Source organism: Kitasatospora sp. NPDC101108 (genome assembly GCF_055584725.1).
In genome coordinates, this window is the sequence record NZ_JBVJLM010000019.1 from 53,509 (window position 1) to 66,204 (window position 12,696).

Here is a 12,696-nt window from a genome sequence, read left to right on the forward strand (position 1 = left end):
CGCCGCCGTCACCCGCAGGTGGCGGGCCGTCCACCCGTACGGCTTGCCGCTCGTACGGGCGGACGAGCCGCTCGAAACTCCGGGCGATTCACCCGGTCCATCCGAACGGCTGGTACTCCGGCCCGGTCAGCGGACCTCGGCGGCCAGGTTGGCCAGCACCTGGTCGTGGATCCGGTTCAGGCCCTTGGGGGCGAAGGTGCGCTCGAAGAAGCCGCCGATGCCGGTCGCGCCCTGCCAGGTCGCGGTGACGGTGACCTTGGAGCGGCCCTCGCCGGCGGCCGCGACGGTCCAGGTGATCACCATGCTGGAGTTGGCGTCCTTCTCCACCAGCTGGTCCGGCTTCGGCGCCGAGACGGTGAACAGGCAGTCGCGCACCCGCTTCTCGGTGGCCTGCAGCTTCCAGTGCACCTGGGTGCCGGCACCGGTGCCGCCGACCCGCACCTCGTACTCGCTGTACTGCGCCGGCAGCAGCTTGGGGCGGGTCACCTGGTAGTCGGCCAGCGCCTCGTACACCCGCTCGGGGGCGGCGTCGTAGACCCGCTCGGTGGTGGCCTGCACCTGTCCCATGACCTTGCTCTCCTCGTGTGGTGGGTACCGGTCTGGCGGACCGTTCTCACCGGCAAGCCAATCACAGCGGCGGAGCGCTCACGCGGCGGGCCGGTCCGCAGACGCCGGCCCGCGGGCGGGAGGTCTGCGGACCGGCCCGAGAGGATAGGGTGACCGGTGTGCTCGATCTGGTGACTGCGCTGCGCTACGTGGACCCGCTGCGGGCGGGGGGCTCGGTGCCGGGGGTCGTGGAGACCGACGACCTGGGGACGTACGTGGTCAAGTTCACCGGTGCCGCCCAGGGGCGCAAGGCGCTGGTGGCCGAGGTGATCGTCGGTGAACTGGCCCGGCGGCTCGGGCTGCGGGTGCCGGAGCTGCGGCTGGTGGACTTCGATCCGGTGGTGGCCGCGGACGAGCCGGACACCGAGATCCAGGACATGCTCAGGGCCAGCGCCGGGCTCAACCTCGGGATGGACCTGCTGCCCGGGGCCGCGGACTACCGGCCGGGGGCGGTCCCGGTGGACTCCGCCGAGGCCGGGCGGGTGGTCTGGCTCGACGCGCTCACCGGCAACGTCGACCGCACCGTCCACAACCCCAACCTGGTGGTCTGGCACCGGCGGCTCTGGCTGATCGACAACGGCGCCGCGCTGATCTTCCACCACCGCTGGGCCACCGCCGAGGCGTCCGTCGGCAAGCGGTACGACCTCAGCGCCCACGCGCTCGGTGCCTGCGCCCCGGACGTCCGGCTGGCCGACGAGGACCTCGGGCCGCTGGTCACGGTCGAGCTTCTGGAGCAGGTGGTGGCACTGGTCCCGGACGAGTGGCTGGCCGACGAGCCCGGCTTCGACTCGGTGGACGCCGTCCGGCGCGCGTACGTCGACCACCTGGCCGCCCGGGCGGTGCTCTCCGAGGAGTGGCTGCCGGAGGGGTTCGCCACCCCGGAGCAGCTGCGCGAGGCGGAGCTGCGGCGCGCGGCCCGCACCCGGGCCGGTCGGCCGGCCTGGCTGCAGGAGGTGCCGGACCTGCACGGCAAGCCGTCGGTGGAGACGGTCTGGGAGCACCACTTCGAGGGCTGATCCCGGGGCCTCCCGGTGACCGGACGCAGTCGGGGAGCGGGGCCCGTGGCCCCGCTCCCCGGTGGTCAGCGCCTCAGCGCGTCAGCGCGTCAGCGCGTCAGCGCCACCACTGGACCGCCTTCTCGGCGTTGATGATGCCCGCGCCGTAGAAGCCGTTGTCGTCCGCGCCGCCCTCGCAGGTGGCGGTGAACTTGCCGGTGTCGCCCGGGTTGTACACGCCGGTCGGGCAGGCGTGGGACTCGGCCTGGTTGGTGAGCAGCTCGGTCAGCTCGTCCGCGCTGGCCCACGGGAAGGTGCTGGCGAGCAGCGCGACCACACCGGTGACGTGCGGGGTGGCCATCGAGGTGCCCTGCATGTACCCGTACTTGTTGCCCCGGATGGTCGACAGGATGCGACCGTTCTTGTCCGGGGTGTTCGGGATCTGATAGCGGGCGTCACCGCCCGGCGCGGCGACGGTGACGACGCCCTTGCCGTAGCTGGAGTAGTACGACTTGTCACCGTTGACACCGACCGCGGAGACCGCGATCACGCCGGGCAGCTCGGTCGGCAGCGACAGGCAGTCGTTGGTGATCGGGCGGCTGCCGGGCTTGGTGTCGTCCGGGCTGGCGACGTCAGTGGTCTTGTGCGCCAGGTCGATGTTCTCGTTGCCCGCGGCGGCGACGTTCAGGACGCCCTTGCGCTGCGAGAAGGCGACGGCCTTGCGGACCGCCTCCGAGATCGCGGCCTGGTCCTTGTCGTTCGGGCAGTTGAACATCCACGGGTCGACGTAGTAGCTGTTGTTCGTCACCTTGAAGCCGTGCTCGCCGGCCCAGACGAAGCCGCAGACCGCGTTCTCCGGGTAGATGAAGCCGCCGTCGTCGACGACCTTGACCGCGGCCAGCTTCACGTTCGGGGCGACACCGATGACGCCCTTGCCGTTCTTGGCGGCGGCGATGGTGCCGGCCACGTGGGTGCCGTGGTCGCTGGTGGTCGGCTGCCAGGCCTTCCAGTCGGTGTTCGTCCTGCCGTCGAGGCAGGAGACCGACTGCGAGGCGTCGACGTTGGCGGCCAGGTCCTCGTGGGTGGCGTCGATGCCGGAGTCCAGCACGCCGACGGTGACGTTGCGGCTGCCGAGCGAGAGCTTGTGCGCCTTGTCGACGCCGATCTGGCGCATGTCCCACTGGTTGGGCTCGTAGGGCTCCTGACCGTCGGCAGCGGCGCCGGTCGGCTCGGCGGCGACGTCGGCCTCGCCCTGGTCGGAGGCGAGGATGCCCTTGGTGCGGCTGGCGCCGACGGAGTCGACGCCCTTGGCCAGGCGCAGCTTCTCCGCGAACGCGGTGTCGTTCGAGCGGGCGATCACGACGCCGACCTGCTCGTAGGACTGGACCACAGTGCCGCCGAGGCCGGTGATGGCCTTCTCGACCTTCTGCACCTGACCGTGGTTGGCCTTGGTGTTGACGACGTAGCTGAGCAGCGGACCGGTCGTCGAGTCGCCGGTGGGCGCCGCGACGGCGGTGCCGGCCGGGAGCGCGAGGGCGCCGGCGGTGGCGAGCACGAGGCCCACTGCCGCGTACCGGGTCCGGCTGATCCGAGTAACTCTCATTGGGGTAGGCCCTCCCGAGTCGTCAAGCGGCAGCTGCGGTGTGGCAGGTGCGCTGGGATGACCGGGACGTTAATGAATATTCGCTGAAAAGCGCAAGAGGCAGTCATCTGATCGTCACATCTCAACCAAGAACGCCGGTTAGCGCTCCGCGGGTCAACAACCGCAACAGGGCGAGAGATTGTTAAAAAGTGATGGTTCGCGACGGGACGACCTCGCTGGTCATGTACGCGAGGAGCAGCCGGAACGCCTACGGGAGCGCGTACAACCGGCGCGCATTGTCGGCGGCGACCAGTCGCGCCAGCCGCCGGGCGTCCGACGCCGAACAGGCGCCGTCCGCCTGCCAGTCGGAGAGCAGCCTGCCCAGTCCGTACCGGAACTGTGCGGCGCCCACCGGGAACAGTTCGGGAAGTCCGTAGGCATCGGTGGAGAACAACAGTTTTCCGAACGGCACGAGTTCGAGCATCTCCCCCAGCACCGCCGCCACCCGCGGCCCGGTGTAGGAGGCCGTCAGCCCCAGGTCCGTGTGCACCGTCGGAAAGGCCTGGGCCAGCCAGGCGGCCTGCCGGTGGTACGGATAGCCGTGCAGCAGCACCAGCGGGACGCCGCTCGGCTCGGCGGCGCGGACGAAGTCGGTCAGCAGGGCGGGGTCGGCGAGGTGCAGGGTGAGGTCGGGATCGCCGAAGCCGGTGTGGAGCTGGAGCGGCAGGCCCAGCTCGGCGCAGACGTCCACGGCCGTCCAGAGCAGGTGGTGCAGCAGCACCGGGTCGGTCAGCCGGGCGCGCCCGCCGCGCAGCCAGGCCCCTGCCGCGGCCACCACGGCCGGGCGCGCGGGCCGTTCGGCCGGGACGGCCAGGCCGTGCCGGTAGGCGAGCACCGACTTGACGGCGACCGCGCCGGTAGCGGCCGCCGCCAGCGCCTCGGCGACGGCCTGCGGCCAGTCCTCGGCGCCGGAGGCCACCGTCCCGGCCACCGACTCCAGCCGGACCACCTCGCGCACCACCGCCCCGGTGGCCTCGGCGAGTTCGGCCAGCGGCAGCAGCTCGCGGCCCGCGGCGGCGGTCAGCCCGGTGTCCACCAGGCAGGTGTCCAGCCCGGCGGCCGCGAGCAGCCGACGGGTCGCCTCGGCGGCGCCCAACTCCCGCCGCCGGGCCAGGTAGTCGGCGGCCGGGGCGTGCGCGGGCAGGTCGAGCGCGGGCGGACACCAGCGCCGCACGGCCAGGCCGAGCGCGCTGTCGAAGGGTGAGCAGCCGGGCGCGGGCGGGCGGTCGGACTCGGTGAGCAGCCCGGCCAGGGCGTCGTCGGCGAGCTCGGCGGCGACCACGCTATGGCAGTGGTGGTCGACCAGCGCCCCGACCTCCGGGAGCCGGACCACCGGTCAGTACCTCCAGCGCGTCGCGGCGACCAACTCCTCGGGCCCGACGGCCGCGTACCGCTCGGCCTCGGCCCGGCGCACCGCCAGCACCGCCTGGTGGAGCGGCTCGCCGAGCGCCTCGCGCAGCACCGCCGAGCGCTCGTACGCGGCGATCGCCTCCGCCGGGCCCTGCGGCAGCCGGGGCACCGTACCGGGCTCGGCGGCGGCCGGGTCCCCGGTGAACTCCGGTGGCAGCGCGCGGCGTTGTTCCAGCCCGGCGAGGCCGGCGGCGAGCACCGCGCCGACCGCCAGGTACGGGTTGGCGCTCGCGTCGAAGCACTTGACCTCGGCGTTCGCGGCGGCGGCCCGCTCCCCGGTGGAGCCGGTGATCAGGCGCAGCGCGGCCTCCCGGTTCTCCAGGCCCCAGCACTGGTACGCCCCGGCCCAGTGCGAGGGCACCAGCCGCAGGTACCCGGCGGGGCTGGAGCAGCCCAGCACCAGGAGTTCGGGCAGGGCCCGGAGCACTCCGGCGAGGAAGCCCTCGGCCTCGGCCGTCAGCCCGTGCGGGCCGGGGCCGCCGTGGCCCAGGTTGCGGCCGTCCCGCCAGAGGCTGAGGTGCAGGTGCCCGCCGTTGCCGACCGCGTCCGGTTCGACCACGGGGGCGAAGGAGGCCCGCAGTCCGTACCTGGCGGAGACGGCGCGGACGGTCTGCCGGATCAGGACGGAGGTGTCGGCGGCGCCGACCGGGCCCTCGGGGGCGACCGAGACCTCGAACTGGCCCGGGGCGTACTCGGGGTGGATCTGCAGCACGCCCAGCCCCTGCTGGCCGAGGGCGCGCAGGACGTCCCGCAGGTAGTCGGAGAGGTCGGTGAGGCGGTGCATGCCGTAGGCGGGGCCGTGCGTCGGGTACTGCGGCGGCTCGTCGGGGGCCCCGGCCAGGGCGACCACCCACTCGACCTCGATACCGGCCTTGACGCTCAGCCCGCGGGCGGCGGCCGCGGCTTCCATCCGGCGCGCGAACAGCCGCTGGCAGCCGGGGTGCGGGCCGCCGGCCTGGGTGTGGCGGTCCCCCGGGGCCCAGGCCCAGCCGGGCTGGGCGGCCAGCGGGACGAGCCGGTCGAGGTCGGGGTAGAGCCGCAGGTCCCCGGTGGGGCCGCCGATGACCGGGCTGGTGGTGATGGCGTCGTCGGCGAGGAACACGTCGAAGCAGGGCGAGGTGCCGATGCCCCACTCGGCCGCGTGCACCAGGCCGCCGAGCGGCACGGCCTTGACCCGGGTGATGCCGGCGTTGTCCACCCAGGTGACGGCCACCGCCTCGACGGCGGCGGTGCGCAGCCGGTCGGCCGCCTCCTCGGCCCGCGCGGCGCGCTCGGCCCGTGGGGGCAGCGCGACGGCGGCCGTGAGGGCGGCCAGGGCCGCGCCGGGGCCGAACGGCCCGGCGGGGTCGGCCGGCTCTGCGGGCTGGGAGGCGGTGACAGTGCCCATGTCACCATGCTGCCCCGCCGACCGGGTGCCGGTAACTCCCCTATCGAGTGGAACAGATGGACGCCCGTCCGTCCGTTCACTCGATGGGGGAACCGCCGCCCGGAGCGAAGCGGGCCACCAACTCCCCCGCGGTGATCCGCTCCACGGCGTCCGGGGCGCCGTCCAGCGGCCCGGGGTAGAGCCGGTAGAGCGTCCCGCCCGCTCCCGCCGGGGCGGGCACGTCGGCGTGCACCAGGGCGGTGAACGCCCGGGTGCCGGCCAGGCGTTCGGCGATCAGCCGGGCGGTGTCGTCCGGTGGCTGCTCGGTGCGGTGGTCGCTCTCGTGCCGGCCGCGCACCCGCTCGGCGAAGGCGGCCACCGGTTCGTCCGCTCCCCGGCGGTAGCGGCCCAGCCCGCGGCTGCTCCGGTCGCGCACCCACACCTCGTCGCTGCCGGCCGCGGCGGCGGCGCAGCCGAGGTCCCACAGGGTGGCCCGGGAGCCCGGGGCGAAGTGGGTCAGCACCGACTCGGCCAGCGAGCCGATCGCGGCGTGGTGCCGGCCGACGTTGTGGAACCCGGCGCCGGAGCCGACGTTGAGGTCGGTCCAGGTGTGGGTGCGGGTCTGCAGGTCGACGATCATCGGCACGCAGATCCGGGCCTCCCCGGCGAGGTCCAGCCGCTGGCGCACGCTGCGGGGGTGGAAGCTGCCGGTGCGCTTCCGGGCCGCCTCGGAGGGGGTGAGGGTCATGAATCCGGCGAAGGCGTCGGTGAGGTCCTCGAAGGGAACGTCGTTGTAGCTGAAGACCACCACCACGGCGTACCGGGCGCCTGCCTCGCCCAGCGCCCGCACGTCGAGGTCGACGAACTCGGTGGCGCCGTGCGGCGGCGGGGCGGTGGTGAAGTCGCCGGAGTGCACGGCGGCGCGCGCGCCGAGCACCAGCCGGGTGTAGTCGCACAGGCCGGTGAAGCGCCACTCCTCGTCGTAGAAGGCGACCGACAGGTCGAGGTCCACCCGCTGGTGGGCGCGCTGCATCCAGTGCACGAACAGGCGCAGGTACTGTCCGTCCGGGAGCGGCTGCACGCTGCCGCGGGGCACCGCGACCAGGGACTTGGCACTGGCCCGTTCGGCGAACGGGACGAACAGGTCGGCCAGTCCGGCGTCCAGCACCGCCACCTCGTAGCGGCCGGCCTCCGCCGCCGACCGCTCGGCGCGGCGCAGCAGTTCGGCCTCGATCAGGGCGCAGACCGGCGCGCTCAGCCCGGCCGGGACGGGCGTGCCCCAGTCGGCGCGGGCGTGGGCGGAGGCGACCCGGCCGCGCGGGAAGTACAGGCGCTGCTCGCCGAGCCGGCGGGGTGCGCGCAGCCGCCCGTACGCGCCGAGCAGCGGTCCGGGGGCGACGGCGCGCAGGGCCCGCGGCAGGGCGTCGGCGAGTTCGGCGGCCAGCGGCTCGCCGGGGAGCCAGGCGGCCTGCACCCGCAGCAGGTGGTGCAGTCGGCGCACCAGTTCGCCGGGACGGGTGGCCAGCAGCCGGACGGCGGCGGGCAGGTCGCCCTGGGCGAGGGCGTGCTCGACCCGGGCGGCGAAGGTCTCGACGGTGAGCCGGGTGTGGCCGGCGGGCGTCTCGCGGACCCGCAGCGGCGCGGGGGCCTCGCGCAACCGCGGGCCGAGGCCGTGCAGGTCGAGGTCGCTCTGCCGCACGACCGCGAAGGCGGCGGCCGCGTAGGGGAAGCGGGCGCGGTGCTCGTACGGGTGCAGCAGTTCGCCGGCCCGCAGCCAGGCGGCGCGGTGGCGGCGCAGGTCCTCGGCGAGGGTGCCGACCGGGAACGCGTCCAGGACGGCGAGCAGTTCGCGGCGCAGCGGGCGGGGCAGGTTGCGCAGCCGCAGGGTGCGGGCGGTGGCCGGCAGCAGGTCGGGCTCGGCGCCGGACCAGGCCCAGATCAGCCGCAGTACGTCGGTGGCGGTGGTGAGGTGGGCGGCGAGCAGCGGGCGGGTGCGCTCCGGGTCGCGGCGCAGCAGGGCGGCCAGCACGGTCGCGCGGCTCTCCCGGACCGGGATCTCCGCAGGCAGCCAGGCGGCCGGGTCGGCCGGGGCGTGGTCGAGCAGCAGGGCGAGGTCCTCGCGCTCCTGCGGGTTGAGCGGGGTCCGCCGGGTGAGCAGGGCGGCGAGCGCGGCGCCGGCGAGCGCGGCCGCGTCGCGGGCCTCGGCCAAGCGCAACGGCTTGAGCGTCTGGCCCGGCTCCAGGTCGCGGGCGGCCTTGCGGGCGCCCCTGGTGTCGGTGGGCAGGTGGTGCTCGGGGTCCAGCGGGGTGTCGCAGAGCGGGCAGTGGCGATCGTCGCCGTCCTCGCCCAGGTCCTCGAAGCAGTCCCCGCACAGCAGGTGGGCGCAGGGGGCGAGGGCGCCGATCCCGGCCTCCAGGCTGGTGCGCTCGCAGACCAGGCAGAGCTGGCCGGCCTGGTGGAGCAGGTGACCGCGGACCAGGACGGAGTAGTCGGCGTGGGCGTGCGAGGGCACGCCCTCGGGGAAGCGGCGGAACAGCGGCTGGTGGCGGCGGTCGCTGCCGAGCAGGGCCTCGATGCCGGCCAGCAGCCGGGCGCCGGCCTCGGCGAGGTCGGCCGGGCGCAGTCGGCGGAGCGCGTCGCGCAGCGGCTTGGTGAGGACGTGGCCGAGCCCTGCCAGGTCGGCTTCCAGGGCCACCAGGCCCTTGGCCGTCCACGGGTCGGGTTCGCCGGGCGCGGCCCCGGGTGCGACCAGAACCTGTCCGTGGTGGCGCAGCAGGTAGGCGTCCAGGGCGCTCCCGGGCGCGGCGGTGTCGGGCTTGTTCACTTCTCTGTCCCCCGCTGGATATGACGAAGCGGGGGCGGAGAGTGGGCGCACTCGGGTCATTTCAAAGATGAGGAGAAGGAAGCACGCCGCGGAGCCGCCCCCGCGTCGATCACCCTAGCGAAACGGCCGCGCAGCACCGAACGGTTTTCCGCCTCGGCCCTCTTCCTACCTGTGAGTAGCTTCGCTACAGTGGCCGCACGCACCACCGCCGGGCTTCGGGAGCCGCACCGGCGGGAGGTCGCGGTCGCCGTGTCTGCGGCACCCGCGCGGTGCGTCTTCACCGGCCGGTGCTGCGAACCGCGGCGGGCCGGGTTTCTCTCCTCGTATCAGCGCCGCTTCCTTCACCTTCGAGCGCCTGAGCACCACGGCACACCCCGCAGTTCGGCCGGAGCGGACCGGCCGACGCCCGGGTCTGCCGGACCCGTCATCTCCCCAGCCCCCGCGCGTGGACCCTCCTCCGGCGGCGGCCGCCCCCGTTTCGTCGACGGGTGCGGCGGCCCGCCCGCCGGAGCACGCGCGGGCCCTTCATGACTAGGAGTCAGGACATGGAGCGTCCCTTCCCCACCGTGGCCGTCGTCGGCCTCGGCACGATGGGTGCCGGCGTCGCGGTCGCGGTCGCCAGGAGCGGCCGCCGGGTGATCGGCATCGAGGCCACCGAGGACTCGGCCGCCCGGGCGCTGGCCCGGATCGAGGAGGCGACCGCGCACGCGGTCGACCGCGAGCGGATCACCGCCGAGGAGCGCACCGCGCTGCTGGCCCGGATCTCGGTCGGGCACGCGCTGGCGGCCGCCGCCGACGCGGACCTGGTGATCGAGGAGGTCCCCGAGCAGCTGGAGCTGAAGCGGGAGGTCTTCGCCGAGCTGGACCGGATCTGCCCGGAGAGCACCGTGCTGGCCACCGGCACCACCGCCCTGTCGGTGACCCGGATCGCGGCCGCGACCGCCCGTCCGGAGCGGGTGCTCGGCCTGCACTTCTTCAACCCGGTGCACACCATGAAGCTGGTCGAGGTGGTCCGCACCGTGCTGACCTCCCCGCAGACCGCCGAGGAAGCCGCCGCCTTCGCCCGCGACCTGGGCAAGGAGCCGGTGGCGGCCGGCGACCGGGCCGGCTTCGTGGTGAACGGCCTGCTGTTCGCGTACCTGAACCAGGCCGCCGCGATGTACGAGTCCAGGTACGCCTCCCGGGAGGACATCGACGCCGCGATGCGGCTCGGCTGCGGCCTGCCGATGGGCCCGCTGGCCCTGCTCGACCTGATCGGCGTCGACACCGCGCGCACCGTGCTGGAGGCGATGTACGAGCAGTCCCGCGACAAGCTGCACGCCCCCGCGCCGATCCTCGGCCAGCTGGTCTCGGCCGGGCTGCTGGGCCGCAAGTCCGGCCGCGGCTTCTACACCTACGAGGCGCCGGGCTCGTCCAAGGCCGTGGACGCGGCGACCGGACCGGCCCGCGCCAAGGTGCCCGGCCGCGACGTGCACACGGTCGGGGTCTGCGGCTCGGGCACGATGGCCACCGGCATCGCCGAGGTGTTCGCCAAGGCCGGGCACCCCGTGCTGCTGGCCGCCCGCAGCCAGGAGAAGGCCGACCGGGCCAAGGCCCAGCTGGCGAAGTCGCTGGAGCGCTCGGTCGCCAAGGGCCGGCTGAGCGGGGAGCAGCGGGACTCCGCCCTGGCGCTGGTCACCCCGGTCGGCCAGTACTCCGAGCTGGCCGAGGTGGACCTGGTGGTCGAGGCGGTCGCCGAGGACCTGGCGGTCAAGCGGGAGCTGTTCGCCATCCTGGACAAGATCGTCCGCCCGGGCGCGGTGCTCGCCACCACCACCTCCTCGCTGCCGGTGATCAGCTGCGCGACCGCCACCTCGCGGCCGCAGGACGTGATCGGCATGCACTTCTTCAACCCGGCCCCGGCGATGAAGCTGGTCGAGGTGGTCTCCACCGTGCTGACCGCCCCGGACGTCACCGCGACGGTGCTGGAGCTGACCGCGAAGGTGCGCAAGCACCCGGTGGAGTGCGGCGATCGGGCCGGCTTCATCGTCAACGCGCTGCTGTTCCCCTACCTGAACGACGCGGTGCGGATGCTCCAGGAGCACTACGCGACGGTGGACGACATCGACACCGCGATGAAGCTCGGCTGCGGCTACCCGATGGGTCCCTTCGAGCTGCTGGACGTGGTCGGCCTGGACGTCTCGCTGACCATCGAGCAGGTGCTGCACCAGGAGTTCCGCGAGCCGGGCCTGGCCGCCGCGCCGCTGCTGGAGCACCTGGTGGCGGCGGGCTGCCTGGGCCGCAAGACCGGCCGCGGCTTCCGCGACCACGCGCGCCGGTGACCACCGCACGGGCCGGGGGCGAGCAGCTGCCGTACGACCCGGCGGCGGGGTCGGGCGGCGCCTACGGCAACGGTGGCGCGGCGTACGGCGCCGGGGCCGCCGGGCGCCCCGGCTGGACCCCGGGGACGGTGTCCGCGCGCTGGCCCCGACCGGCCGTGACCGGCCCGGTCGCGCCGGTGCGCCGGGGAAGGGCGGCGGGCGCGCAGCCCGGGCCGTGTAGCGTTCCGGGCATGGATCGGGTTCAGTCAGCCTCCCCGCAGCACTCCGCCGGACCGCGCGGCACCGACCGGACGGCCGGCCCGTCCGGGGGCACCGCGCCGGAGGCGGGGCCGGGCAGCCGCCGGGCGGCGGCGCAGCGTCAGCAGATGCGCCAGGACCTGGCCGCGGCGGCGATGGAGTTGTTCGCCTCGCAGGGCTACGAGGAGACCACGGTCGACCAGATCGCCGCGGCCGCCGGAGTGGCCCGGCGCACCTTCTTCCGGTACTTCCGGTCGAAGGAGGAGGCGATCTTCCCCGACCACGACGACACCCTGGTCCGGGTGGCCGATCTGCTGGCCAGCGCCGAGCCGGAGGAGCACCCGCTGGACGTGGTCTGCCGCGGCATCAAGGAGGTGCTGCGGATGTACGCCTCCACCCCGGGGGTGTCGGTCGCGCGGTACCAGCTGATCCGTCAGGTGCCGGCGCTGCGCGAGCGGGAGATCGCCGTGGTGGCCCGGTACGAGCGGCTGTTCACCCGTTACCTGCTGGGCCGGTTCGACACCGGCGAGCCCATCCCCTCGGGCTGGCAGCGCGGCGGCGAGGACGACTCGATGCTGGCCGAGGTGTCGGCGGCGGCGGTCGTCGCGGCGCACAACCACGTGCTGCGGCGCTGGCTGCGAGCCGGCGGCCGGGGTGACGTGGAGGCGCAGCTGGACCACTCCTTCGAGGTGATCCGGCGGACCTTCTGGGCCGCCAGTTCGCCGGGTGCCAGACGCCGGGGCTCAGTGGTGGCACCCGGTGCCAGTGGGATGCCAGAGGACGGGGTGGCGGAGAGCGCACTGAGTGCCAGTCCCGGAGGTGAGGTACTCATCACAGTCGCCCGCACGGACGCTCCACTGGACGTCGTGGTGGACAGCATCCGGGCCGCGCTGAGCGGCGCCCGGGACGCCTGAAGGTCAGAAAACAGCAGGTCAGAGGCTGCTTGAGGGCCCGCGCCGAATCGTCGGCGCGGGCCCTCGGCATACCCGCGCCGCGCGCGTCCCGGGTCTTTCCAGAGCGTCGGAATTCCTGACACCCGGTGTCTTTACGAGTGGCACAGGGTGCCACTACCTTGTTACCCACCAGTCGCGGCGCCGCGGCTCCCCACCTCGGCGCGCCGTCGTCCGGCGTTCCCACACCCCGGGAGCTGTGCCAGACCAAGCAGTGCCGGATCCGCCCGAACCACCCCGGGCGACCGCCTGACCGCCAACCACCCACCTCAGCGAAGCCGGTGTCCGCTCCCGGTTCCCCCAGACGCCCTGTGACCCTCACACAGGTACGCCTTCGGAGGCAGC

Annotated in this window: 8 protein-coding genes; 3 read left to right on the top strand and 5 right to left on the bottom strand. The window is 74.4% G+C overall.

Annotation, left to right across the window (positions count from 1 at the left end; all coding sequences use genetic code 11):
- Nucleotides 1–126: 126 nt before the first annotated feature.
- Nucleotides 127–567 carry an SRPBCC family protein gene (locus ACZ6Z8_RS30815; protein WP_030285618.1) on the bottom strand — a complete coding sequence of 147 codons (441 nt, stop codon included), beginning with the start codon at nt 565–567 and terminating at the stop codon, nt 127–129.
- A gap of 158 nt (nt 568–725) precedes the next feature.
- On the opposite strand from ACZ6Z8_RS30815, the gene ACZ6Z8_RS30820 reads away from it, so the two are divergent.
- Nucleotides 726–1,622: a HipA family kinase gene (locus tag ACZ6Z8_RS30820; protein WP_465613322.1), complete on the top strand. Its 897-nt coding sequence runs from the start codon at nt 726–728 to the stop codon at nt 1,620–1,622.
- Nucleotides 1,623–1,719: 97 nt separating this feature from the next.
- Here ACZ6Z8_RS30820 and ACZ6Z8_RS30825 read toward each other — a convergent pair whose 3' ends face one another.
- From ACZ6Z8_RS30825 to ACZ6Z8_RS30840, 4 genes are all read right to left on the bottom strand, one after another.
- Complete coding sequence (locus tag ACZ6Z8_RS30825; protein ID WP_465613323.1) at nt 1,720–3,204, bottom strand: S8 family peptidase; 1,485 nt, start codon at nt 3,202–3,204, stop codon at nt 1,720–1,722.
- A gap of 247 nt (nt 3,205–3,451) precedes the next feature.
- The gene (locus ACZ6Z8_RS30830) at nt 3,452–4,576 is read right to left on the bottom strand and encodes an amidohydrolase family protein (RefSeq protein WP_465613324.1); all 1,125 of its coding nucleotides are present in this window, start codon (nt 4,574–4,576) and stop codon (nt 3,452–3,454) included.
- 3 nt (nt 4,577–4,579) lie between these two features.
- On the bottom strand, nt 4,580–6,040 hold the full coding sequence (locus ACZ6Z8_RS30835) for a type I glutamate--ammonia ligase (protein WP_465613325.1): 1,461 nt from the start codon (nt 6,038–6,040) through the stop codon (nt 4,580–4,582).
- 76 nt (nt 6,041–6,116) lie between these two features.
- Nucleotides 6,117–8,843, bottom strand: coding sequence for an MXAN_6230/SCO0854 family RING domain-containing protein (locus ACZ6Z8_RS30840; protein ID WP_465613326.1), 2,727 nt, complete (start codon nt 8,841–8,843; stop codon nt 6,117–6,119).
- 545 nt (nt 8,844–9,388) lie between these two features.
- Between ACZ6Z8_RS30840 and ACZ6Z8_RS30845 the strand changes: the two genes are divergently transcribed.
- Both ACZ6Z8_RS30845 and ACZ6Z8_RS30850 read left to right on the top strand, forming a co-directional pair.
- Nucleotides 9,389–11,164 carry a 3-hydroxyacyl-CoA dehydrogenase family protein gene (locus tag ACZ6Z8_RS30845; protein WP_465613327.1) on the top strand — a complete coding sequence of 592 codons (1,776 nt, stop codon included), beginning with the start codon at nt 9,389–9,391 and terminating at the stop codon, nt 11,162–11,164.
- 230 nt (nt 11,165–11,394) lie between these two features.
- Entirely contained in the window at nt 11,395–12,315 is a 921-nt protein-coding gene (locus tag ACZ6Z8_RS30850) for a TetR family transcriptional regulator (RefSeq protein ID WP_465613328.1), read from the top strand.
- Nucleotides 12,316–12,696 lie beyond the last annotated feature (381 nt).

Bases quoted from the DNA above. Each gene is read 5' to 3' on its own strand.
- ACZ6Z8_RS30815 (WP_030285618.1), bottom strand. From the start codon at position 567: ATGGGACAGGTGCAGGCCACCACCGAGCGGGTCTACGACGCCGCCCCC.
- ACZ6Z8_RS30825 (WP_465613323.1), bottom strand. From the start codon at position 3,204: ATGAGAGTTACTCGGATCAGCCGGACCCGGTACGCGGCAGTGGGCCTC.
- ACZ6Z8_RS30835 (WP_465613325.1), bottom strand. From the start codon at position 6,040: ATGGGCACTGTCACCGCCTCCCAGCCCGCAGAGCCGGCCGACCCCGCC.
- ACZ6Z8_RS30845 (WP_465613327.1), top strand. From the start codon at position 9,389: ATGGAGCGTCCCTTCCCCACCGTGGCCGTCGTCGGCCTCGGCACGATG.
- ACZ6Z8_RS30850 (WP_465613328.1), top strand. From the start codon at position 11,395: ATGGATCGGGTTCAGTCAGCCTCCCCGCAGCACTCCGCCGGACCGCGC.